We start from the raw sequence: 23,246 nt of genomic DNA, 5'->3' as shown, positions 1-23,246 counted from the left end.
GCACGACGCCGCGGGCGCGAGGAATCCGGTCCGTCGCACCGGTCGCCACGACCGCTCCGACAGACCTCATCGAACCACCCACGAAACAGGGAGAACATGGCGCTCGACCAGGAAGCCAAGGCCAAGATCCGCCAGGAGTACGCGACCGCCGAGGGCGACACCGGTTCGCCGGAGGTGCAGGTCGCGGTCCTGACCAAGCGGATCGCGGAGCTGACCGAGCACCTGAAGGTGCACAAGCACGACCACCACAGCCGCCGTGGGCTGCTGCTGCTGGTCGGCCGGCGCCGTCGGCTGCTCAACTACGTCCAGAAGAAGGACATCAACCGCTACCGGTCGCTCATCGAGCGGCTCGGCCTGCGCCGATGACCTGACGGGGGAGTGGCCGCTCGGCCGCTCCCCCGTTCCGGTACCACCAGAAAGAACCCCGGCCGCGCGACGACCCGAGAGGGAGCCGGTCAGCACCGGTCTCCGGTAGTGGCCCCCGGGAATCCCGGCATCATGCCGGCCCACCCGGGCGCTTCGATCGAAGACCGGCCGCCTGAGCAGTTCCCGTGTCGTCGGCCGACGACGCGAAGGAGCACCACAGCACATGACCGAGACCAACCTCGGCACCGAATCCCGCACCGCCGTGATCGACAACGGGTCCTTCGGCACCCGTGAGATCACCTTCTCCACCGGCCGGCTGGCCCGGCAGGCCGCCGGCTCCGTCGTCGCCCAGCTCGGCGAGACGGTCGTCCTCTCCGCGACCACGGCCGGCAAGCAGCCGCGTGAGTCGTTCGACTTCTTCCCGCTGACCGTCGACGTCGAGGAGCGGATGTACGCCGCGGGCCGGATCCCCGGCTCGTTCTTCCGCCGCGAGGGCCGGCCCAGCGAGGACGCCATCCTCACCTGCCGGCTGATCGACCGGCCGCTGCGCCCGTCGTTCGTCAAGGGCCTGCGCAACGAGGTCCAGGTCGTCGAGACCGTGCTGGCGCTCGACCCGCAGCACCCGTACGACGTGGTGGCCATCAACGCCGCCTCGATGTCGACCAAGCTCTCCGGCCTGCCGTTCTCCGGCCCGATCGGGGCGACCCGGGTCGCGCACGTGGACGGCCAGTGGGTGGCCTTCCCGACCCTGGAGGAGCTGGCCCGGGCCACCTTCGACATGGTCGTGGCCGGTCGTACCCTGGCCGACGGCGAGGTCGCGATCATGATGGTCGAGGCCGAGGCCACCCCGAACGCGGTGGCCCTGATCTCGGACGGCGCCACCGCGCCGACCGAGGAGATCGTGGCCAGCGGCCTGGAGGCCGCCAAGCCGGCCATCCGTGAGCTGTGCCGGGCGCAGAGCGAGCTGGCCGAGGTGGCCGCCAAGCCGGTGAGCGAGTTCCCGGTGTTCCTGGACTACTCCGACGACGTGTACGACGCGGTGGCCGACGTGGCCCGCGCCGACGTCACCGAGGCGCTGAAGATCGCTGGCAAGGCCGACCGCGAGGAGGCCCTGGACCGGATCAAGGCCAAGGTCGCCGAGGAGCTGGGCGGTCGGTTCGAGGGCCGCGAGAAGGAGCTGTCCGCCGCGTTCCGCTCGCTGACCAAGTCCGAGGTCCGCAACCGGGTGCTGCGCGAGCAGGTCCGCATCGACGGCCGTGGCCCGCGTGACATCCGTCCGCTGAGCGCCGAGGTCGGCGTGCTGCCGCGGGTACACGGCTCGGCGCTGTTCGAGCGCGGCGAGACCCAGATCCTGGGCGTCACCACGCTGAACATGCTCCGCATGGAGCAGATGGTGGACACGCTGTCCCCGGAGAACCGCAAGCGCTACATGCACAACTACAACTTCCCGCCGTACTCCACCGGTGAGACCGGCCGGGTCGGCTCGCCGAAGCGGCGTGAGATCGGCCACGGCGCGCTGGCCGAGCGGGCCCTGATCCCGGTGCTGCCGTCGCGGGAGGAGTTCCCGTACGCCATCCGGCAGGTCTCCGAGGCGCTCGGCTCCAACGGCTCCACCTCGATGGGTTCGGTCTGCGCCTCGACGCTGGGCCTGCTCTCGGCCGGTGTGCCGCTGAAGGCCCCGGTCGCCGGCATCGCCATGGGCCTCATCTCCGACGAGGTCGACGGCAAGACCCAGTACGTGACGCTGACCGACATCCTCGGCGCCGAGGACGCGTTCGGCGACATGGACTTCAAGGTCGCCGGCACGCGTGACTTCGTCACCGCGCTCCAGCTCGACACCAAGCTCGACGGCATCCCGTCGGACGTGCTGGCCGCCGCGCTCCAGCAGGCGCACGAGGCCCGGCAGACCATCCTCGACGTGATGCAGCGGGCCATCGAGACGCCGGCCGAGATGTCCGACTACGCGCCGCGGGTCACCACCGTCAAGATCCCGGTCGACAAGATCGGCATGGTGATCGGCCCGAAGGGCCAGACCATCAACGCGATCCAGGACGAGACCGGCGCCGAGATCTCCATCGAGGACGACGGCACGATCTACGTCGGCGCGACCAACGGCCCGTCGGCCCAGGCCGCGGTGGACCGGATCAACGGCATCGCCAACCCGACCCTGCCGAAGGTGGGGGAGCGGTTCCTCGGCACCGTGGTGAAGACGGCCGCGTTCGGCGCGTTCATCTCGCTCCTGCCGGGCCGCGACGGCCTGCTGCACATCTCCAAGGTGGGCGACGGCAAGCGGGTCGACAAGGTGGAGGACTTCCTCAACGTCGGCGACAAGGTCGAGGTCGAGATCGCGGACATCGACGCCCGCGGCAAGATCTACCTGGACAAGATCCGTCCGGAGGGCGCCGAGGCGCCGGCCGCCGGTGAGGCCGCCGCCGGCGGCGAGCGCCCGGCCAGCCGGGACCGCGGTGGCGACCGTGGCCCGCGCGACCGGGGTGACCGTGGCGGCGACCGTGGCGGCGACCGGGGTGGCGAGCGTCGCTCGGAGGGTGGCGGCGAGGGCGGCGACCGGCCGCGTCGCCGTACCCGGCACAGCTGATCGACCGACCGGCCCGGGTGACGTACGCGTCGCCCGGGCCGGCCCACGGCTCCAGGTCGCACGGCGGGCTGGAGCCGTCGTTCGTCCCCCCACCCCTCGTGGCACGGAGAGCAGGTCTGTCGTGAGTTCGTCCACCCCGGCGGCACGGGCGGTCACCCGCACCCTCAGCGACGACCCGCTCGGCGGCACCGTCCGCCGCACGGTGCTCCCCAGCGGCCTGCGGGTGCTCACCGAGGCGATCCCGGCGATGCGCAGCGTCTCGTTCGGCATCTGGGTGGCGGTCGGCTCCCGGGACGAGACCGGGTCGCAGGCCGGCGCCGCGCACTTCCTGGAGCACCTGCTCTTCAAGGGCACGAAGAAGCGCAGCGCGCTGGAGATCTCGTCCGAGATCGAGGCGGTGGGCGGCGAGACCAACGCGTTCACCACGAAGGAATACACCTGCTACTACGCGCGGGTGCTGGACGAGGACCTGCCGCTGGCCATCGACGTGATGTGCGACGCGGTCGCCGACTCGGTGCTGGCCGCCGCCGACGTGGAGACCGAACGCGGTGTCATCCTCGAAGAGATCGCCATGCACGACGACGAGCCCGGCGACGAGGTGCACGACCTCTTCGCCCGCGCCGTCTACGGTGACCACCCGCTCGGCCGGCTCATCTCCGGCACCGAGGAGACGGTCACGCCGATGACCCGGCGGCAGATCCAGAACTTCTACCGCAGCCGGTACACCGCGCCGCAGATCGTCATCGCCGCCGCCGGCAACCTCGACCACGCCGCCGTGGTCAAGCTGGTCCGGCAGGCGCTGCGGGGCACCCCGCTGGACACCGACCCGGCCGCGCCGGCGCCGCACCGCGCGACCACCCCGGCGGTACGCACGGAGCCGGCCACCACGCTTGTCGAGCCGAAGGAGACCGAGCAGGCGCACGTGCTGCTCGGCTGCCCCGCCATCGACCGTACCGACGAGCGGCGCTTCGCCCTGGGCGTGCTCAACAACGTGCTCGGCGGCGGCATGTCCAGCCGGCTGTTCCAGGAGATCCGGGAGCAGCGCGGCCTCGCGTACTCGGTCTACTCCTACGCCAGCCAGTACGCCGACAGCGGCGTGTTCGCCGTCTACGCCGGCTGCGCGCCCGGCAAGGTGGACGAGGTGCTGGCCCTGACCCGGGCCGAGCTGGCGCGGGTGGCCGCCGAGGGGGTCACCGAGGCCGAGCTGGTCCGGGGCAAGGGGATGAGCAAGGGCTCGTTCGTGCTCGGGCTGGAGGACACCGGCTCCCGGATGAGCCGGCTGGCCAAGGGCGAGCTGCTCTACGGCAACCTGATGCCGGTGGACGAGCTGCTGGCCCGGGTGGACGCGGTCACCCTGGCGGACGTGAACGACCTCGCCGCCGAACTGCTCGGCCGGCCGATGTCGCTGGCCGTGGTCGGCCCGTTCGACGAGGACGCCTTCACGGTCGGTCGTTGACCGGTCCGGCGCCGGGGCGCGGGGCTGGTGGCCGGTCGCGGGCTGACCGGTCCGGCGGGTGGGGTGCGTCCCGATTGGGATAGGTTGTGCCCCGTGACTGACGTGCGGGAGAAGGGCCCGGCCGTGGCGGCCCGGGTCGGTGTGCTGGGTGCCCGGGGCCGGATGGGCCTGGAGGTCTGCAAGGCGGTCGACGCCGCCGCCGACCTGGAGCTGGTGGCCGCCGTCGACCAGGGCGACGACCTCGCCGCGGTGGCCGACGCCGGGGTGGTCGTCGACTTCACCACGCCCGACGCCGTCATGGACAACCTGCGTTGGTGCGTCGAGCGGGGCATCCACGCGGTGGTGGGCACCACCGGCTTCACCGAGCAGCGGCTGGCCCAGGTGCGGGACTGGCTGGCCGCCCGGCCGGGGGTGGGCGTGGTGATCGCGCCCAACTTCGGCATCGGCGCGGTGCTGATGATGCAGTTCGCGGCGCGCGCGGCGCGGCACTTCGAGTCCGTCGAGATCGTCGAGCAGCACCACCCGCGCAAGCTGGACGCGCCGAGCGGCACCGCCACCCACACCGCGCGGCTGATCGCGGCGGCCCGCGCCGAGGCCGGTCTCGGTCCCGCGCCGGACGCCACCCGCGACGAGGTGGCCGGCGCCCGGGGCGCCGACATCGACGGGGTACGCGTGCACGCGGTGCGCGCCACCGGCCTGGTCGCCCACCAGGAGGTGCTGTTCGGCACCACCGGCGAGACGCTGACCATCCGGCACGACTCGTACGACCGGGCGTCGTTCATGCCCGGTGTGCTGCTGGCGGTGCGCGAGGTCGGCCGCCGGCCGGGCCTGACCGTCGGCCTGGACGCGCTGCTCGACTGACCGGGGTCGCGCCGCACCCGGTGCTCCGCAGGTGCGCAACGGCGATCAAGCGGTACCGCCCGCCACGGGTGCAGGCTGAGCGCATGAACCGGAACGACGGACTCACCGGCCTCCTCGACGTCCTCCAGGCCGCGCTCGACGATCCGGCGGCGGGCCCGGCGGGGCTGGCCGCCCGGGCCCACCTGTCCCCGTCCTGACCTCACCCCTGTCGGTCGATCAAGGAGTTCGTGTCGGAGTCGGACCTCCCGCCCGACACGAACTCCTTGATCACCCCCGGGGGCGGGGGGCGGGCGGCGGTGGGGAGATCGACGGCGCGGTCGACTTCATGATCAACCGGCGGTGGTGGGGGTGGGGGTGGGGGTGGAGGTGGAAGTGGGGGACAGCGACGGGGGGCGGGGGGTGGGGATGGGGGTGGAGTGCAGGGGGGTGGGGAGGCCGGACACGGTGGGGTGGCCGGTGTGGTCGACCGCCGCGGTCACCGGGGCGCCGGCGATGCGCAGGTTGGTCGCGCTGAGCGCGCCCAGCTCGGGGCCGGCCAGCGGGCGCAGGTCGACCCGGCCGTTCGGCACGTCGGGGTAGACGCCCAGGCCGGCCTGGAGCAGCAGCACGGCCGCCGCCGCCGACCAGGCCTGCGGGCGGCACGCCGCCGGGTAGGGCACGGGCCGGCCGATCGACGCCCGGTCGTCGCCGCCGTACAGCTCGGGCAGGCGGTAGTCGAACGCCTCGGCGGCGGCGAGCAGGCCGTCGGCGAGCCGTAGCGCCGCTTCCCGGTGCCCGTCGCGGGCCAGCCCGGCGAGCACGATCGCGGTGTCGTGCGCCCAGATCGAACCGCAGTGGTACGACAGCGGACTGAACCCGGCGTCGTCGGTGGACATGGTGCGCAGCCCGAAGCCGCCGGCCATCGCCTCGGTGGAGAGCAACGCCGCCACCTGTGCCGATTCGGCGTCCGACAGCAGCCCGGTGCCGAGCAGGTGGCCGATGTTGCTGGTCAGCGCGTCGACCGGGCGCTTGTCCCGGTCCAGGGCCAGCGCGGGCTGCGGGCCGTGCCGGCCGTCCACCCAGAACGCCGCGCGGAACTTCGTGGCGAGCCGGTCGGCGTAGCCGCGCCAGCGGTCGGCGCCGGGGCGGCCGAACGCGTCCAGCAGGGCCGCGCCGTCGGTGGCGGCCTGGTACGCGTACCCCTGCACCTCGGCCAGCACGATCGGCGGCGCGGCCAGCCGGCCGTCGCGGAAGCGCACCGCGTCGCCGGAGTCCTTCCAGCCCTGGTTGGCCAGGCCGTGGCCGGTGGTGTCGACGTACTCGACGAAGCCGTCGCCGTCGGCGTCGGCGTGCTCGCCGAGCCAGCGCAGCGCCGCCTCCAGGTGCGGCAGCAGCGGCTCGATCCGCTCGGCGGGCAGGCCCCAGCGCCAGGCGTCGTGCAGCAGGCTGACCCAGAGCATGGTCGCGTCCACGGTGCCGTAGTACGCGGGCGGCAGCCGCAGCCCCTCGTTCGGCGCGAACTCGTGCCGGCGCAGCTCGTGCAGGATCTTGCCGGGCTGCTCACCGGTGGCCGGGTCGACCCGGGTGCCCTGCCGGCGGGCCAGCACCCGCAGCGTGCCGGCGGCCAGCTCGGTGCCGAGCGGCAGCATCATCCGGGCGGCCCAGAGGCTGTCGCGGCCGAACAGGGTGAGGAACCAGGGCACGCCGGCGCCGAGGAAGACGTCCTCCGGGTGGGCCGGCTCGGCCAGCCGCAGCGCGTGCAGGTCGGCCAGGGACCGGTCGAGCAGCCGCAGCAGCCGGCGGTCGTCGGCGGCGACCCGGGGTTCGGCCCAGCCGGGGCCGGCCGGCGCGGCGGTCACCACGGCCCGGGGGTCGGTGACGGCCAGCCGCCAGCGCAGCGTGACGGGGGTGCCGGGCGTGACGGTGACCGGCCAGGCCAGTCGGGGCGCCATGGTGTGCTCGCCGGTGGCGTGCACGGTGGCGCCCTCGCCGGTGACGGTCACCACCAGGCCCTCGGCGGCCCACCGCACCCGGCCCGGCGCGTCGGCCTCGGCCTTCAGTGGCCCGCCGGCGCGGCCCGCCTTGACCTGCTCGATCGGGGCGAGATCGCAGGCCAGGTCCACGGTGACGGTGGTGCGGACCGGTTCGGCGGCGGTGGACGACACCACGATCTCCTCGGTGAGACCGGCCGGGCCGGCCCGTCGGGTGCGCTCGACCCGCACGGTCGGGTCGGGGGTGGGGTCGCCGAGCCAGCGGGCCAGGCCGACGAAGCGGGCGCCGTGCGGGCCGGCGGCGCCGTTCGCGATCGTCTCCGGCTCCCGGTCGTCGAGGCGCAGCTCGGCCCGGGAGAGCACCCGGGCGTCGGCGTGGAAGACGCCCTGGACGCCGCGTGGCCGGAGCTGACCGGCCGCGTCGCCCAGCGCGCTCGTGGGGGCGTGCACCACCCCGACCAGGTCGTGCAGCAGCGGTTGGAGGTGGCGTTCGGTCACGGGGGAACTCCCTGGTGCTGATAGGTGGCGCGGATGTCTTGACAGATGGCCACGGCCGGGTGCAAAGTGCGAAACATTCCAGAAACTTTTGAACGATCTAATCCTGCCGCATCGGCATTGGATCGTTCAAGGGCGGCGAGAGGGATTTCGTGGGAGAAAAGGTAACCATCGCGACCGTGGCCCGGCATGCCCAGGTCAGCCGGCAGACCGTCTCCAACGTGCTCAACGCCCCGCACATCGTCCGCGAGGACACCCGCCGCCGCGTGCACGAGGCCATCGCCGCGCTCGGCTACCGGGCCAACCAGGCCGCCCGGCAGATGCGGACCGGACGGTCCCGGCTCATCGCCGTCCGCATCGAGCCCACCCGCGACGGCATCAACGGCTCCGTGCTCGACCGCTTCCTGCACGGCCTCACCGAGACCGCCGACGCCGCCGGCTACCGGGTCATGCTCTACACCGCCCGCCACGACGACGACGAGATCGCCACCTACGACGACCTGCTCGGCGCGTACGACCTGGACGCGTTCGTGCTCACCGGCACCAAGCACCGCGACCCGCGTACCGCGTGGCTGGCCGAGCGGGAGGTGCCGTTCGTGACGTTCGGCCGGCTCTGGGACACGCCGGAGGCGCACCCGTGGGTCGACGTGGACGGCGCCGCCGGCACCGCCCAGGCCACCCGCCACCTGCTCGCCGCCGGCCACCGCCGGATCGCGTTCCTCGGCTGGCCCGCCGGCTCCGGCGTCGGCGACGACCGGCGCGCCGGCTGGCGTACCACGATGGCGGAGGTCGGCCTCGACGGCGCCGCGCCGGACCGCGCCACCGAGGACGGCATTGCCGAGGGGGAGCGCGAGGCCCGCGCGCTGCTCGCCCTCGACGCACCGCCGACCGCGCTGGTCTGCGCCAGCGACTCGCTGGCCCTCGGCGCGTGGCAGGCCGCCCGCGACGCCGGGACCGACGTGGCAGTCATCGGCTTCGACGACACCCCGGTGGCCGCCGCGGTCGGGCTGAGCAGCGTCAGCCAGCCGCTCGGCGAGGCCGCCGCCCGCTGCGTCGAGCTGCTCACCGGGCTGCTCGACGGGCAGCAACGCGACCCCCAGCTCCTGCTCCATCCCTCGCTGGTGCTCCGGCACTCGGCGTGATCCCATCCCCCACCAGGAGAAACAGATGACACCTCGCATGCTCACCCGGGCCGCGGTGGCCGGCGTCGCCGCCGTCGCCCTGCTCGGCTCCGCCGCCTGCGGCAGCGGCTTCGACGACTCGGCCACCGACACCAAGCAGTCCAGCGGCCCGGCCAGCCTGCAGATCCTGATCGGCTCCTCCGGCGACGCCGAGACCAAGGCCGTGAAGGACGCCGCCGCCGCGTGGGCCGGCTCCTCCGGCAACTCCGCCACCGTCACCCCGGCGCAGGACCTCACCCAGCAGCTCGGGCAGGCGCTGGCCGGCGGCACCCCGCCGGACGTCTTCTACGTCGACGCGGCCCGCTTCGCCGACTACGCCAGCGTCGGCGCGCTGGAGCCGTACGGGGACAAGGTCGCCAACCCCGACGACTTCTACCAGAGCCTGCGCACCGCGTTCACCTACGACGGCAAGCTCTACTGCGCGCCGAAGGACTTCTCCACCCTGGCCCTCCAGATCAACACCGACCTGTGGGCCAAGGCCGGCCTGACCGACGCCGACGTGCCGACCACCTGGGACCAGCTCACCGCCGTCAGCCAGAAGATCAAGGCCAAGGGCCAGGTGGCGATCGCGCTCGGCGACACCCGGGACCGCATCGGCGCGTTCATGGTGCAGAACGGCGGCTGGCTGATGAGCAAGGACGGCAAGCAGCCGACCGCGGACACCCCGGAGAACCTCCAGGCCCTCCAGTACGTCAAGTCGCTGCTCACCAACGGCTACGCGAAGTTCCCGAAGCAGCTCGACTCCGGCTGGTCCGGAGAGGCGTTCGGCAAGGGCAAGGCCGTGATGACCATCGAGGGCAACTGGATCAAGGGCGCGCTCCAGAACGACTTCCCGAACGTGAAGTACAAGGTGGTGCCGCTGCCGGCCGGCCCGAAGGGCCCGGGCACGCTCTCCTTCACCCAGTGCTGGGGCATCGCGGCCAAGTCGAAGTACAAGGAGCAGGCGATCAAGTTCGTCGAGGCGATGACCGCCGGCGAGCAGCAGATCGGTTTCGCGAAGGCGTTCGGCGTGATGCCGTCCCGCCAGTCGGTCCGCGACCAGTACACCGGCGCGTTCCCGGCGGACAAGCCGTTCATCGACGGCGTCGAGTACGCCCAGGGCCCGGTCAACGCGCCGAAGATGGACAGCGTGCTGCGGGACCTGGAGGCCGGCCTCCAGGGCCTGGCCACCGGCGACCCGAAGACCATCCTGGCCAACTTCGACAAGAACGCCAAGGCGACGCTCGGCGGCTGAGGTGTAAGGAGGGGCCCCTGTTAACAGACGGGTGTTAACAAGGGGCCCCTCCTTCCACCTCCCCCGAGCGAAGGAGGAGGGAATGGCAACGGACACGCTCGCCGCGCCGGGCACCGCGTCGGCCGGCCCGCCGCGTCGCCGTACGGGCGGCATCCGCAGTAACGAGAACCTCGCCGGCTGGCTCTTCGTCGCGCCGGTGATCGTGATCCTCGGGCTCTTCCTGCTGCTGCCGATCCTGATGGCGCTCTGGGTGAGCCTCACCGACTGGAACGGCCAGGGCAGCCCGTTCACCGGCGACGTGCCGTTCGTCGGCGGCGAGAACTACAGCCGGCTGTTCACCGACGACGGGCTCGCCCGCCGCGACTTCATGACCGCCATCCGCAACAACATCTACTACGTCGGGATCGTGGTGCCGGTGCAGACCGTGCTCGCGCTCGGTCTCGCCCTGGTGGTCAACAACCGGCTGCTGAAGGGGAAGGGCTTCTTCCGCAGCGCGTTCTACTTCCCGTCCGTCACCAGCTCGGTGGCGGTCAGCGTGGTCTTCCTGTTCCTGTTCGCCAACTCCGGCGCGGTCAACCGGCTGCTCGGGCTGCTCGGCGTCGACGGGCCGGAGTGGTTCGCCGACGGTCGCGGCGTACTGCACCTGTTCCTCGGCGCGTTCGGGCTGGACACCCCGCCGGCCGCGCTCACCTCCGGCGGCCCGTTCGGGCTGAGCTGGTGGGAGTGGCTCTCCGGGCCCAGCGTGGCCATGATGTCGATCATCTGCCTGGTCATCTGGACCACCTCGGGCACGTTCATGCTGATGTACCTGGCCGCGTTGCAGAACGTCCCGGTGGCGCTGGACGAGGCCGGCATGCTCGACGGGGCGTCCCGCTGGCAGCGCTTCCGGTACGTCACGCTGCCGCTGCTCAAGCCCACCACGTTCCTCGTGGTCACGCTGGGACTGATCGGCTCCTGGCAGGTCTTCGACCAGGTGTACGTGATGAGCCAGGGCGACCCGGCCAAGACCACGCTCACCCCGGCGTACCTGTCGTACCGGACCGCGTTCCGCGACTTCGACTACGGCTCCGGCGCGGCCATCTCGTTCGTGCTGTTCCTCATCATCATCCTGCTCACCCTGTTCCAGCGCCGGCTGATGGCCGATCGGGACGGGCACCGGCGTGGCCGGTGGTGGCGTCGTCGCGTACCGGAGGGGTCCTGACATGGCCGTGCTGACCGACCGGCCGGCGCCGGTCACGCGCCGCCGCGACCGCGAGCCGCGCGCCCGGGCCAACCGCTTCCTCGGGTACGCCGTCCTGATCTTCTTCGGACTGGTCTTCCTCTACCCGTTCGTGATCCAGCTCGGCAACTCGTTCAAGACCGAGCCGGACGCGGCGGCCAACCCGCTCTCGCCGATCCCGGACCCGCTCACGCTGGCCGGTTTCGAACGGATCTTCGCCGGCACCGCCTTCCCGCTCTGGCTCGGCAACTCGCTGTTGGTCACCGTGCTGGTCACGCTCGGCCGGGTGTTCTTCGACTCGCTCGCCGGCTACGCGCTGGCCCGGCTGCGCTTCCGGGGTCGGGCCGGGCTGTTCGCCGCCGTCATCGCGGTGATGGCGGTGCCGGGCGTGGTGCTGCTGATCCCGAAGTTCCTGGTGCTCAAGCAGATCGGCCTCTACGACAGCTACGCCGGCCTGATCGTGCCGCTGCTCGCCGACGCGGCCGGCGTGTTCATCATGAAGCAGTTCTTCGAGTCGATCCCGGTCAGCGTGGAGGAGGCGGCCCGGATCGACGGCGCCGGCGTCTTCCGCACGTTCTGGTCGGTGGTGCTGCCGATGGCCCGGCCGGCGCTGATCACCCTGACCATCCTGTCGTTCCAGGGCTCCTGGAACGAGTTCCCGCACAGTCTCGTCTCGGTGCAGGACCCGGACCTGTTCACGCTGCCCCGTGGGCTGGCCGACCTGGTCGGCGGCTCGCTCGGCAAGGGCAACCAGTATCCGCTGAAGCTCGGCGCGGCGCTGCTGGCCACCATCCCGGTGGCGGTGCTCTTCGTGATCTTCCAGCGCTACTTCGTGCGCGGCGCCAACGACGGCGCGGACAAGGGCTGACCGGGAGCCGGCGGTCCCGCCCCGTGCCGGGACCGCCGGTACCTCCCGTCGAAGGTCGGACCGGCGGCCGGCCGGAAACTCATCGCCGCGCCGGCGCCTCGTCCTCCGGGACGGCCACGTGCAGCCGGAGCTGGGGCACCAGCATGTCGTCCACGTCCAGCGCCCGGGTCGCGCCGTCCGGCTCCCAGCCGGTCGAGCCGAGGAACGCGCGGGTCGCCGCGTCCGCGTCGAACGCCCACGCCACCGCGCGGGTGAGCCCGTCCGCGCGCCAGTGCTCGACCGCGGCGGCGAGCAGCCGGCTGCCGTGCCCGCGTCGCCCCCAGCGCGGCTCGACAAGCAGATCGGTCACCGCGGCCACGCCCGAGTCGAACGCGTCGGCCGGCTCGCCCGGGGCGAGCGCCTCGGCGTCGGCCGGACCGGAGGCGGCGAACCCCACCAGATAGGATTGCGCGGCCTGTTCGACGGCGACCAGCACCCGGTGCGCGCCCGAGGGCGGCTCCTGCACCGCCGCGCCCCACCGCCGGGCGAGGTACGCCTCGTCCAGGTTGTCGAGCACGTGCCGGGGCAGGATCCGGCGGTACGCGACCCGCCAGGTCGCGAGCTGGATGCGGGCGATCTCGGCGACGTCCTCGGGACGCGCGGGGCGGACGTAGCCTTCAGCCATGGCACGTGAGCCTACGCAGGGCGAGGAGGGTGACGGTGGCGCAGGGTGCCGGGCGGACGACCGCGCAGGTCGTGGCCGTGGTGGCGCTGGCCGCGGCGGTCACCGTGTTCCTCTCCGTGGCGGCGGTACGGCACGGCTTCTTCGACCTGAGGGTCTACCACGGCGCGCTCACCTACTGGGCGCGTGACGGCGGCGAGATCTACGACTTCCTCAAGGCCGGCACCCAGTACGGCTTCACCTACCCGCCGTTCGCGGCGCTGGTCATGCTGCCCATGGCGTACCTGCCGTGGGGCGCGGCGATCGTGGTGAGCGTGGCGGCGACGGTGCTGGTCAGCGCCGTGGTGATCTGGTGGCTGCTGGATCCGGTGGCCCGCCGGGCCGGCTGGACCCGCTGGTTCACGCTCGCGGTCGCGCTCTGCCTGGCCGCCGCGTACGAGCCGATGCGCGAGACGGTCAACTTCGGTCAGGTCAACATGCTGTTGCTGTTCCTGGTGGCGGTGGACCTGCTCCGGCTGCTGCCGGCCGGCAACCGCTGGGCCGGGGTGGGCATCGGCCTGGCCACCGCGATCAAGCTGACCCCCGGCATCTTCATCGTCTACCTGCTGGTCACCGGCCGCTGGCGGGCCGCCGCGACCGCGGTCGGCTCGGCCGCCGTCGCCACGCTGGTGGCCGCCGGGCTCTTCCCGGACGCCTCCCGGGAGTTCTGGACCGAGGCGCTGTGGAACACCGACCGGGTCGGTGAGCTGGCGTTCGTCTCCAACCAGTCGCTGCGCGGCGTGGTCGCCCGGCTCGACCCGGAGCATCCGAGCACCGTGGCCTGGCTGCTGCTGGTCCTGGCCACGTTGGCGGTCTGGGGCTGGCGCTGCCGGGCCGCGGTGGCCGCCGGCGACGAGGCCACCGGCCTGGCCCTGACCGGTGCGGTGATGTGCCTGGTCAGCCCCGTGACCTGGGTGCACCACCTGGTCTGGTTGCTGCCGGGGCTGATCCTGCTGGTCGACAACGGCATGGCGGCCCCCGCCCGCGGCCGGCGGCGCCGTCTGCTGCTGGCCGCCGCGCTGATCGGGTACGCGCTGCTGTGCAGCCGGATCGTCTGGTCCTGGGAGAAGGACTTCACCGGCGTGGACGGCTTCCTCGGCAGCAACACCTACGTGTGGATCAGCCTGGCGCTGCTGCTCGGCCTGCCGATCCGCCGCTGGGCGGTCCCGACCGGCGGCGACGGTCCGGTGGGCGCCGCCGGGCCGGCCGGCTCAGCGGTCGAGCCGGGCGGTGTAGCGCAGCTCGCGGAGCAGGACCGGGTCGCGCCCACCGTGCAGCGGCACCGGGTAGGCGGACTCCTCACCGTCCGGTGAGTGCCCGGCCCGTTCGTAGAAGCGGCGGGCGCGGGCGTTGTCGGCGAGCACCCAGAGCCGGTACTCGGTCCAGCCCTGCCCGGCCAGCCCGTCCCGGGCGGCGGCGAGCAGCGCCCGGCCGGTGCCCGAACCCCAGTGCGCCGGCTCCAGGTAGATGGCCAGCAGTTCGCCGTACGCCGGGTCGAGGTCGCCGCGGTCCTGGTTGTTCCGGTACGGCCCGAACGTGGTGAAGCCGGTGACCTCCCCGTCGGCCTCGGCGACCAGCGTGGTGAACGGGTGTTCCGGGTCGGCGGTGCCGAGGTCGCGGCGGCGCTGCGCCCAGGCGACCGGGTTCAGCCGGCGCAGCACCTCGGCGGGCATGATGCCGGCGTAGCCGGCCTGCCAGCCGTGGATGTGCACCCGGGCGATCGCCTCGGCGTCGTCCGGTTCCTCCCGGCGGATGGTGGGCACCTGTCCAGTTCTATGCCCCGGCGGTCGACCGGTCCAGCCGCCGCACCAGTGTCAGAGGGCTGGATTAGGGTCGCGGCGATGGCCGCACCGGAATCGCTCTCACTCGCCCAGGCCCGCCGGATCGCCCTGGCCGCCCAGGGCTTCGCCGACCCGACGCCCACCGGCGTGCCCACCCGCCGGCACCTGCGCCGGGTGCTCGACCGGGTCGGGCTGATCCAGATGGACTCGGTCAACGTCCTGCAACGCGCGCACTACCTGCCGCTCTACAGCCGGCTCGGGCCCTACCCGACCGCGCTGCTCGACACCGCCGCCCACCGTCGCCCCCGCGAGCTGTTCGAATACTGGGCGCACGAGGCGTCGCTGGTCCCGGTCGGGCTGCACCCGGCGCTGCGTTGGCGGATGGCCAAGGCGCGCGACGAGGCGTGGGGCTGGATGCGCCGGATCGCCCAGGAGCAGCCCGAGCTGGTCGCGTGGGTCCGCGACGAGGTGGCCGCCCGGGGGCCGCTCACCGCCGCCGAGATCGAGCACGACGCGCCCCGGGAGACCGGCAACTGGGGGTGGAACTGGTCGACCGTCAAGCGGGCGCTGGAGTTCCTGTTCTGGGCCGGTGAGGTCACCGCCGCCGACCGCACCAACTCGTTCGCCCGCCGCTACGACCTGCCCGAGCGGGTGCTGCCGGCCGCCGTGCTGGCGGCGCCCACCCCGACCGTCGCCGAGGCGCACCGCGCCCTGGTGGCGCTCGCGGCCCGGTCGTTGGGCGTCGCCGCCGAGCCGGAGCTGCGGGACTACTTCCGCCTGCCGGTGGCCGGGGCCCGGCAGGCGGTCGCCGAGCTGGTCGAGGCGGGCGAGCTGACGCCGGTCACCGTCCAGGGGTGGCGGCAGCCGGCCTACCTGCACGCCGACGCCCGGCTGCCCCGCTGGGTGCGGGGCAACACGCTGGTCAGCCCGTTCGACCCGCTGGTCTGGGAGCGGGCCCGCACGGAGCGGCTCTTCGGCTTCACCTACCGCATCGAGATCTACGTGCCGGCGCCCCAGCGGGTGTACGGCTACTACGTGCTGCCGTTCCGGCAGGGCGAGCGGTTCACCGCCCGGGTCGACCTCAAGGCCGACCGGAAGGCGGGCGTCCTGCTGGTGCCGGCGGCCTGGGTGGAGCCGGGCGCCGACCCGGGGGAGACGGCCGTCGCGCTCGCCGCCGAGCTGTACCGGCTGGCCGGCTGGCTCGGCCTGGACGCGGTCGCTCCGCCGGCCGCCGGTGACCTGGCCGCGCCGCTGGCCGCCGCGCTGGTGGGCGTGGCCGGTGTACGGTGACCTCGTGACGAGCGTCGACCGGCCCGCTACCGCGCCGCACCCGCAGACGGACGCGCCCACGCACCCGGAGCCGCACGGGCACGCCGGGCCGCACGGTCATGCCGGGCCTGACGGGCACGCCGGGCCGCACGGGCACGCCGGGGCGGCGTGGCCGGCCGGGGTGGTCTACCAGCCGGTCGAGCCGGACCGGTTCACCCGGATGGTGTTGCGCCTGCACGCCCGCGCCCCACGCTGGGCGGTGCCGCTGGCCGCGCTGGGCTGCGTCGGCCTCGGCATGACGTACGCGTTGATCAGCGACCCCACCCAGAGCGACCCGGACGCCCGGCCGACCTGCCTGCTCAAGCTCACCACCGGGCTCGACTGCCCGGGCTGCGGCGGCACCCGCGCCCTCTGGTACGTGCTGCACGGCGACCTGCCGGCCGCCGCCCGGCACCACTTCCTCTTCGTCTTCGCGCTGCCGTTCCTGGCCTGGCTCTTCGTCGCCTGGGCCGGCAACCGGGCGTTCGGCTGGCGGCTGCCCGAGCCGCGGTTCAGCCCGAAGGTGATCGGTGGTTTCCTGGCCGCCTGGGCGGTCTTCTCGGTGGCCCGCAACCTGCCCTGGGCGCCGTTCCCCTCGCTCTACGTCTGACGGATCACCGACGCCGCGGGGTGTGCTCGGCGCTGGCCGGCCGCGTGCCCGATTTCCGCGCCGGACGACGGGCAACTACAGTCCTCGGCATGCCGGAGATGGTGCAGCCCCAGGTCAAGCTGATCGCGTGGACCCAGTTCCAGACGCCGGACGACGTGCCGTGGTCGACCGACGCCGACGGTGGACAGGCGCTCGCCGAGTTCGCCGGCCGGGCCTGCTACCAGAGCTGGAAGAAGCCGAACCCGGTCACCGCGACGAACGCCGGCTACCTGGCGCACATCCTGGAGGTGGGTCACCTCTCGGTGCTGGAGCACGGCTCGGTGAGCTTCTACTTCAGCGGCGTCTCCCGGTCGTTCACGCACGAGCTGATCCGGCACCGGCACTTCTCCTACTCGCAGCTCTCCCAGCGCTACGTGCCCGAGCGGGACGCCGCGATGGTCGAGCCGGCGGTGATCGCCGAGGACCCGGAGCTGCACAAGAAGTTCGTCGAGGCGTCCGAGGCGGCGGTGCGCGCGTACACCGATCTGCTGGAGGGGCTGGAGGCCCGCTTCACCGACGAGCCCAACCCGACGCTGCGCCGCAAGCAGGCCCGGCAGGCGGCCCGGGCCGTGTTGCCGAACGCGACCGAGACCCGGATCGTGGTGACCGGCAACTACCGGGCGTGGCGGCACTTCGTCACGATGCGCGCCACCGAGCACGCCGACGTGGAGATCCGCGAGCTGGCGATCGAGTGCCTGCGGCAGCTCCAGGGCGTCGCGCCGAACGTCTTCGCCGACTTCGTGATCTCCACGCTGCCGGACGGCACCGAGGTGGCGACGTCGCCGCACGCGGAGTGAGTCGTCTCCCTTCGCCGCCGGGGCACCGGTGGTCGTCCGCTAGGTTGTGAACATGACGCACGACCACTCCGCCGCCCCGGACCGCGGCGCGTCGCGCCCGTTCGGGCGGGTGATCACGGCCATGGTGACGCCGTTCACCCCCGACGGCGCGCTCGACCCCGACGGCGCCGCCCGGCTGGCCCGGCACCTCGTCGACGAGCAGGGCAACGACGCGCTGGTGCTCAACGGCACCACCGGTGAGTCGCCGACCACCACCGACGCGGAGAAGGAGACGCTGATCCGCGCCGTGGTGGAGGCGGTCGGCGACCGGGCCCGGATCGTCGCCGGGGTGGGCACCAACGACACCCGGCACACCGTCGAGCTGGCTGCGCAGGCGGAGAAGGCCGGCGCGCACGGCCTGCTCGTGGTCACGCCGTACTACAACAAGCCGCCGCAGGCGGGGCTGCTGCACCACTTCACCACCGTCGCGGACGCCACCGGGCTGCCGGTCATGCTCTACGACATCCCGCACCGCTCCGGCGTCGCGATCGCCACCGAGACGCTGGTCCGGCTCGCCGAGCACGGGCGGATCGTCGCGGTCAAGGACGCCAAGGGCGACCTGATCGCGACCTCGGAGGTGCTGGCCCGCAGCGACCTGGCGTTCTACAGCGGTGAGGACGCGTTGACCCTGCCCGCCCTGGCGGTCGGCGCGGTCGGCGTGGTCGGCACGTCCACGCACTTCACCGGCGAGGCGACCCAGCAGATGATCGAGGCGTTCGAGGCGGGCGACCACGCCGGCGCGCTCGCCCTGCACCGGCGGCTGCTGCCGCTCTACACCGGAATCTTCCGCACCCAGGGCACGATCCTGGTCAAGGCCGGCCTCACGGCCCATGGCCTGCCGGCCGGCCCGGTGCGACCGCCGCTGGTGGAGGCCACCGGCGACGAACTGGCCCAGCTGCGCGCGGACTGCGCCGCGGCGGGCCTGCCCCTGCCCGAATGATCCAACGACACGACGGACGCCGCACGACGGCGTCGCAGAATGAGGTGACGCGTGACCGAGGCGCACATCGACGGTGAGCTGCCCCCGCCGCTGCCGGAGGGCGGCCTGCGGATCATGCCGCTCGGCGGACTCGGCGCGATCGGCCGGAACATGACCGTCTTCGAGTACGACGGCAAGCTGCTGATCGTCGACTGCGGGGTGCTCTTCCCCGACGTCGAGCAGCCGGGCGTGGACCTGATCCTGCCCGACTTCGGCCCGATCCTGGACCGGCTGGCCGACGTGCAGGCGATCGTGCTCACCCACGGCCACGAGGACCACATCGGCGCGGTGCCGTACCTGCTCGCCCACAAGCCGGACATCCCGCTGGTCGGGTCCCAGTTCACGCTGGCGCTGGTCGAGGCGAAGCTGGCCGAGCGGCGGATCCAGCCGTACACGCTGACCGTGCGGGAGGGCGGCCGGGAGCGGCTGGGCCCGTTCGAGTGCGAGTTCTTCGCGGTGAACCACTCGATCCCGGACGCGCTGGCGGTGGCCATCCGCACCCCGGCCGGCCTGGTGCTGCACACCGGCGACTTCAAGATGGACCAGCTCCCGCTGGACGGGCGGATCACCGACCTGGCCGGCTTCGCCCGGCTCGGCGCGGAGGGCGTCGACCTGCTGCTGTCCGACTCGACGAACGCGGAGATCCCCGGCTTCGTCACGCCGGAGCGGGAGATCGGGCCGGTGCTCGACTCGATCTTCGCGAAGGCCAAGGGGCGGATCATCGTCGCCTCGTTCGCCTCGCACGTGCACCGGGTGCAGCAGGTCTTCGACTCGGCGGCCGAGCACGGCCGCAAGGTCGCGCTGATCGGCCGGTCCATGGTCCGCAACATGGGCATCGCCCGCGACCTTGGCCTGCTCAACATCCCGGCCGGCCTGGTGGTCGGCATCGAGGAGGCCACCAACCTGCCGCCCGAGCAGATCGTGCTGATGTCCACCGGTTCGCAGGGCGAGCCGATGAGCGCGCTGGGCCGGATGGCCAGCGGCGACCACCGGCACATCACCATCGCGCCCGGCGACACCGTGGTGCTGGCCTCGTCGCTGGTGCCCGGCAACGAGACCTCGGTCTACCGGGTGATCAACCGGCTGGCCCGGGCCGGTGCCGTGGTGGTGCACAAGGACGTGGCGAAGGTGCACGTCTCCGGTCACGCGCCGGCCGGCGAGTTGCTCTACCTGCTCAACGTGGTGCGGCCGAGCAACCTGATGCCGGTGCACGGCGAGTGGCGGCACCTGCGCGCGCACGCCCGGCTCGGCATCGAGTCCGGTGTCGCGCCGGACCGGGTGGTGCTCTGCGAGGACGGCGACGTGGTCGACCTGGTCGAGGGCCGGGCCAGCCTGGTCGGGCGCGTGAAGAGCCGGTACGTCTACGTCGACGGCCTCGCGGTGGGCGACGTCAGCGAGTCGCTGCTGACCGAGCGCCGGATCCTCGGCGACGGTGGCTTCATCGCCACCACCGTGGTGGTCGACTCGGTCACCGGCAAGGTGGTCGCCGGGCCGACCCTCTCGGCGAAGGGCTTCTCCGAGGACCCGGCCGCGTTCAACCCGGTGGTGCCGCTGGTCACCGAGGCACTGAACCGGGCCGCCGCGGACGGCATCACCGACCCGCACCAGCTCCAGCAGATCGTCCGCCGCACGGTGGGCCGCTGGGTCAACGACGCGTACCGACGCCGTCCGATGATCGTCCCGACAGTGGTCGAGGTCTGATCCCGACCGACCACGCTCGCGTGGCGGCCCCGCGGCACCCTCTGGTGCCGCGGGGCCGTTTTTGTCATGGCGTCCGGCCGGCCGATTTCCGATCGATTTCGTTATGCGGACAGGGTGCTCGCGAAACGGCTATTCGCACCGCTCAGATGGCCTCTGACCTGGGAAAATAGCGACAGGTCGCTATTGCTCAAAGGGCGAGCGTGATAGAAGGATAAAGCACGCAGATCTTCTGTCGTGAATGTTTATCTCCTTCTCCCCAATCATTCGCCTCCGGTGCGCTCATGGGCGTGCCCGTCGATCCCGCAGAAAGGCAGGGGTTCGATGTCCGCTTTGTCCCGCCTGCGCGTCTGGGCCGCCCCGGCCCTCGCCGGCGCGCTCGTCCTGTCGGTGCTGTCACCGCCCGCACCCGTCTCGGCGCAACCCGCCGCCGCGGCCAAGAACCGGTCCGCCGCCTCGGCGAAGCCGGCCACCGCTGCCGCGCCCACCACCTCGCCCCGGCCGACCGTCCGGACCGGCGCACTGGTCGAGCCCTCCGCCCCGGCCGCGCCGAAGAAGCCGCGCGCCGGCCACCGCGGCACCCTGGCGGTCGTCACCTGGCAGGCGCCCGCCGACCACGGCAGCGCCATCAGCGGGTACGTGGTGACGCCACACCGCGACGGCAAGGCGGCCAAGCCGGTGTCGTTCGACGGCACGGCCACCACCGGCACGCTGCGGCTGGCCTCCGACAAGGGGTCGTGGACGTTCACGGTGGCCGCCCGCAACGCCGTCGGCACCGGCCCGGCCAGCCCGCGGTCGGCGCCCGCCAAGCTGCTCGCGCTGCCGGCCGCGCCGACCATCATCGCGCTCAGCGCGAACAGCACCACCGCGCTGCTGAGCTGGACACCCGGCTCCGACGGCGGCTCGCCGGTGACCAACTGGATGATCACCCCGTACATCGGGGCGACGCGGCAGGCGAGCCAGACCGTCGGACCGGCCACCACCGGGGACATCACCGGCCTGATCTCCGGTGTCACCTACCGGTTCACGGTGGCCGCCCGGACCGCGGCCGGCACCGGGCCGGAGTCGCCGCTGTCGTTCCCGGTGACCATGAACGTGTCACCGACGCTGGCGTTCGAGACGCCCCCGACCGGCGCGGTGGGGGTGGCCTACGTGGCGGCCCTCGACGTTACCCGCGGCGTCCCGCCGTTCACCTGGTCGATCGCCTCCGGAACGCTGCCGCCGGGGCTCACCGTGAGGACCGAGGACGGCACCCTCAGCGGTGTGCCCACCGCCGCCGGCATCTTCCCGGTGGTGGTGCGGGTGGTGGACGCGCACGCGCAGCAGGCCAGCCGCCTGGTGACGCTGGAGATTCGCCAGGCGCCCGACCTGAACAACGCGGCCCCGCCGCTCGCCGAGGTGGGCGCGATCTACTCCGACCAGCTCCTGGTGACCGGCGGCACCGCGCCGTTCAGTTGGTCCGTCGCCGGGACGCTGCCGCCGGGGCTCACGCTCAACCCGGCCACCGGGCTGCTGTCCGGGCGGCCCACCGCGGCCGGGGCATACTCGTTTACGGTGCGGGTCACCGACGCGTTCGGGCTCTACGACACCCAGCAGTTCCGGCTGCTCGTCCAACCCACCAGCGTGGTCACCCTCACCGTCGAGAGCACGCTGGTCAACTTCGGCACGCCCAGCGCCTTCCACGTCCGGATCGGACCGGGCGTCGCCGAGGGGAACGTCACCGCGATCGACGTGCTGCCCAACGGCACCGACCGGCCACTCGGCACGTTCCCGGTGACGCTGAACGCCGCGGACTTCGAGGTCATCCTGCCGGCGTTCGGGCTCAACAATTTCCGGGTGCAGTTCGACGCGACGAACACCAACACGGTGGTCAACTCCAACACGGTCACCGTGGACGTCCGCGCGGTGCATGGCCAGGTTGTCATCGGCCAGTTCGCCCAGTCCGGCACCGCCGGCGACCAGGACCAGTTCGTCTCCCTGCGTAACACGCTGCCGATCGAACTGCCGATCGCCGGGTTCAAGATCCAGGCGCCGGGCGGGTTCAGCCTCACCGTCCCGGCCAGCGCCCGGCCGCTGCCGAGCCGGCGGGGCTATCTCGTCGCCGGAGCCGACTACTCGCTGGCCAACATCCTGCCCGACCTGGTGGTGCCCGACCTCGGGCCGACCGGCGGCGGATTCCGCCTGGTGGCGCCGGACGTGCCCAGCACGGTGACCGACGCCGCCGGGTCCGCGCCCGGCTTCTACGAGGGCACCCCGCTGCCGGCGTTCAGCAGCCCGCCGCACGTCGCGTACGCCTGGGGCCGCATCTACCAGAACGGCCAACTGGTGGACACCGGCAACTCGCGGAACGACTTCCGGCTGGTGAGCGTGCAGCTCGGCCCGATCGAGGGGGTGCCGTCCGCGCTGGGCTCCCCGAGCCCGCGCAACTCGCTCGGCACCTACCAGCAGAACGACGTCCTCCAGTCCACCCGGCTGGACCCGGACGTGTCCACCGCGGCCTCGCCGAACCGGGTGGTGAGCGGCAGCACCATCATCCTCCGGTTCCGGCTCACCAACCGCTCGTCCACCTCCGCCATCACCCAGGCGCGGCTGCGGATCAGTTCGCTCAGCCAGGTCAACGGCGCACCGAAGCCGAACGGCCCGACGCCGACACCGCACGGCAACCTACGGGTGATCAACCCGACCACCGCCACCAGCGACGTCACGCTCAGCAACGGAAGCGTGGTCGCGGTGAACAACCTCCGGATGGACGCGCCGGCCACCGACCCGCCCGGCGGCGGCCTGTTCACCACGCTGACCGTCCCGCTGGCGCTCGGCGGCCTCGGTCCGGGCGTGTCGACGAACGTGGCGCTCTGGCTGCGTATCGAGACGCCGGGGCCGTTCTGGGTCGGCTGGGACGCCGACGCGCTCGGCGGCCCGGTGCCCGTACCCACGGTGGCGACGGCCGCCAACGGCAAGGGACACCTGCGGAAGGTCACCCGGAATTCCGTGAAGCTCACGCCGTCCCACGTGGTCAGCGGGACGGTCCGCTGACCGGAAGCACACCCGG

General features: G+C 72.9%; 18 protein-coding genes. 15 read left to right on the top strand and 3 right to left on the bottom strand.

The genetic code is table 11. The features are described from left to right. Window positions 1–96: 96 nt before the first annotated feature. The 4 genes from rpsO to dapB all read left to right on the top strand — a co-directional run bounded on the left by rpsO (window position 97) and on the right by dapB (window position 5,279). On the top strand, window positions 97–366 hold the full coding sequence (rpsO, locus tag VKK44_RS20955) for a 30S ribosomal protein S15 (protein WP_013284678.1): 270 nt from the start codon (window positions 97–99) through the stop codon (window positions 364–366). Between the two features lie 223 nt (window positions 367–589). Further along, window positions 590–2,962, top strand: coding sequence for a polyribonucleotide nucleotidyltransferase (locus tag VKK44_RS20950; protein WP_343442877.1), 2,373 nt, complete (start codon window positions 590–592; stop codon window positions 2,960–2,962). Window positions 2,963–3,083: 121 nt separating this feature from the next. After that, window positions 3,084–4,418 carry a M16 family metallopeptidase gene (locus VKK44_RS20945; RefSeq protein ID WP_343442876.1) on the top strand — a complete coding sequence of 445 codons (1,335 nt, stop codon included), beginning with the start codon at window positions 3,084–3,086 and terminating at the stop codon, window positions 4,416–4,418. Window positions 4,419–4,580: 162 nt separating this feature from the next. After that, a complete protein-coding gene (gene dapB, locus VKK44_RS20940) occupies window positions 4,581–5,279 on the top strand; it encodes a 4-hydroxy-tetrahydrodipicolinate reductase (protein WP_343447840.1) in 699 nt (232 codons plus the stop codon). A 329-nt stretch (window positions 5,280–5,608) separates the two neighbouring features. Here dapB and VKK44_RS20935 read toward each other — a convergent pair whose 3' ends face one another. Then, the gene (locus VKK44_RS20935) at window positions 5,609–7,747 is read right to left on the bottom strand and encodes an amylo-alpha-1,6-glucosidase (protein ID WP_343442875.1); all 2,139 of its coding nucleotides are present in this window, start codon (window positions 7,745–7,747) and stop codon (window positions 5,609–5,611) included. 149 nt (window positions 7,748–7,896) lie between these two features. Here VKK44_RS20935 and VKK44_RS20930 point away from each other — a divergent pair, with 149 nt between their 5' ends. The 4 genes from VKK44_RS20930 to VKK44_RS20915 all read left to right on the top strand — a co-directional run bounded on the left by VKK44_RS20930 (window position 7,897) and on the right by VKK44_RS20915 (window position 12,246). After that, a complete protein-coding gene (locus VKK44_RS20930; protein ID WP_343442873.1) occupies window positions 7,897–8,886 on the top strand; it encodes a LacI family DNA-binding transcriptional regulator in 990 nt (329 codons plus the stop codon). Between the two features lie 25 nt (window positions 8,887–8,911). Beyond that, complete coding sequence (locus VKK44_RS20925) at window positions 8,912–10,159, top strand: sugar ABC transporter substrate-binding protein (protein WP_343442871.1); 1,248 nt, start codon at window positions 8,912–8,914, stop codon at window positions 10,157–10,159. An 82-nt stretch (window positions 10,160–10,241) separates the two neighbouring features. Further along, window positions 10,242–11,360, top strand: a complete 1,119-nt coding sequence (locus VKK44_RS20920) for a carbohydrate ABC transporter permease (RefSeq protein ID WP_343442870.1) — start codon at window positions 10,242–10,244, stop codon at window positions 11,358–11,360. Window position 11,361: 1 nt separating this feature from the next. After that, window positions 11,362–12,246: a carbohydrate ABC transporter permease gene (locus tag VKK44_RS20915; protein WP_343442869.1), complete on the top strand. Its 885-nt coding sequence runs from the start codon at window positions 11,362–11,364 to the stop codon at window positions 12,244–12,246. 79 nt (window positions 12,247–12,325) lie between these two features. Here VKK44_RS20915 and VKK44_RS20910 read toward each other — a convergent pair whose 3' ends face one another. Further along, entirely contained in the window at window positions 12,326–12,910 is a 585-nt protein-coding gene (locus VKK44_RS20910) for a GNAT family N-acetyltransferase (protein WP_343442868.1), read from the bottom strand. Between the two features lie 35 nt (window positions 12,911–12,945). Here VKK44_RS20910 and VKK44_RS20905 point away from each other — a divergent pair, with 35 nt between their 5' ends. Next, on the top strand, window positions 12,946–14,259 hold the full coding sequence (locus tag VKK44_RS20905) for a glycosyltransferase family 87 protein (protein ID WP_343442866.1): 1,314 nt from the start codon (window positions 12,946–12,948) through the stop codon (window positions 14,257–14,259). On the opposite strand, the gene VKK44_RS20900 is transcribed toward VKK44_RS20905, so the two are convergent. Then, window positions 14,158–14,709 carry a GNAT family N-acetyltransferase gene (locus VKK44_RS20900; protein ID WP_343442865.1) on the bottom strand — a complete coding sequence of 184 codons (552 nt, stop codon included), beginning with the start codon at window positions 14,707–14,709 and terminating at the stop codon, window positions 14,158–14,160. The two genes, VKK44_RS20905 and VKK44_RS20900, sit on opposite strands and share 102 nt — an antisense overlap. A 78-nt stretch (window positions 14,710–14,787) precedes the next feature. Here VKK44_RS20900 and VKK44_RS20895 point away from each other — a divergent pair, with 78 nt between their 5' ends. The 6 genes from VKK44_RS20895 (at window position 14,788) to VKK44_RS20870 (ending at window position 23,230) form a co-directional block, all read left to right on the top strand. After that, entirely contained in the window at window positions 14,788–16,017 is a 1,230-nt protein-coding gene (locus tag VKK44_RS20895) for a winged helix-turn-helix domain-containing protein (protein WP_343442864.1), read from the top strand. Beyond that, entirely contained in the window at window positions 16,007–16,645 is a 639-nt protein-coding gene (locus tag VKK44_RS20890; protein ID WP_343442863.1) for a DUF2752 domain-containing protein, read from the top strand. Before VKK44_RS20895 ends, VKK44_RS20890 begins: the two co-directional genes overlap by 11 nt. A 98-nt stretch (window positions 16,646–16,743) precedes the next feature. Further along, on the top strand, window positions 16,744–17,481 hold the full coding sequence (thyX, locus tag VKK44_RS20885; protein ID WP_343447839.1) for an FAD-dependent thymidylate synthase: 738 nt from the start codon (window positions 16,744–16,746) through the stop codon (window positions 17,479–17,481). 52 nt (window positions 17,482–17,533) lie between these two features. Then, window positions 17,534–18,460: a 4-hydroxy-tetrahydrodipicolinate synthase gene (dapA, locus tag VKK44_RS20880; protein ID WP_343442862.1), complete on the top strand. Its 927-nt coding sequence runs from the start codon at window positions 17,534–17,536 to the stop codon at window positions 18,458–18,460. Window positions 18,461–18,511: 51 nt separating this feature from the next. Next, entirely contained in the window at window positions 18,512–20,200 is a 1,689-nt protein-coding gene (locus VKK44_RS20875) for a ribonuclease J (protein WP_343442860.1), read from the top strand. Window positions 20,201–20,521: 321 nt separating this feature from the next. After that, window positions 20,522–23,230: a putative Ig domain-containing protein gene (locus VKK44_RS20870; protein WP_343442859.1), complete on the top strand. Its 2,709-nt coding sequence runs from the start codon at window positions 20,522–20,524 to the stop codon at window positions 23,228–23,230. Window positions 23,231–23,246 lie beyond the last annotated feature (16 nt).

Origin of the sequence: Micromonospora sp. DSM 45708 (assembly GCF_039566955.1) — a bacterium.
In the GTDB taxonomy this organism is placed as follows: domain Bacteria; phylum Actinomycetota; class Actinomycetes; order Mycobacteriales; family Micromonosporaceae; genus Micromonospora.
The sequence above is the reverse complement of the archived record's forward strand: the minus strand, read 5'-3'. Positions and strand labels throughout refer to the sequence as shown.

Excerpts from the sequence above, each read along its gene's own strand:
- rpsO (WP_013284678.1), top strand. The coding sequence starts at position 97 with ATGGCGCTCGACCAGGAAGCCAAGGCCAAGATCCGCCAGGAGTACGCG.
- VKK44_RS20950 (WP_343442877.1), top strand. The coding sequence starts at position 590 with ATGACCGAGACCAACCTCGGCACCGAATCCCGCACCGCCGTGATCGAC.
- dapB (WP_343447840.1), top strand. The coding sequence starts at position 4,581 with ATGGGCCTGGAGGTCTGCAAGGCGGTCGACGCCGCCGCCGACCTGGAG.
- VKK44_RS20925 (WP_343442871.1), top strand. The coding sequence starts at position 8,912 with ATGACACCTCGCATGCTCACCCGGGCCGCGGTGGCCGGCGTCGCCGCC.
- VKK44_RS20920 (WP_343442870.1), top strand. The coding sequence starts at position 10,242 with ATGGCAACGGACACGCTCGCCGCGCCGGGCACCGCGTCGGCCGGCCCG.
- VKK44_RS20915 (WP_343442869.1), top strand. The coding sequence starts at position 11,362 with ATGGCCGTGCTGACCGACCGGCCGGCGCCGGTCACGCGCCGCCGCGAC.
- VKK44_RS20910 (WP_343442868.1), bottom strand. The coding sequence starts at position 12,910 with ATGGCTGAAGGCTACGTCCGCCCCGCGCGTCCCGAGGACGTCGCCGAG.
- VKK44_RS20895 (WP_343442864.1), top strand. The coding sequence starts at position 14,788 with ATGGCCGCACCGGAATCGCTCTCACTCGCCCAGGCCCGCCGGATCGCC.
- thyX (WP_343447839.1), top strand. The coding sequence starts at position 16,744 with ATGGTGCAGCCCCAGGTCAAGCTGATCGCGTGGACCCAGTTCCAGACG.
- dapA (WP_343442862.1), top strand. The coding sequence starts at position 17,534 with ATGACGCACGACCACTCCGCCGCCCCGGACCGCGGCGCGTCGCGCCCG.
- VKK44_RS20870 (WP_343442859.1), top strand. The coding sequence starts at position 20,522 with ATGTCCGCTTTGTCCCGCCTGCGCGTCTGGGCCGCCCCGGCCCTCGCC.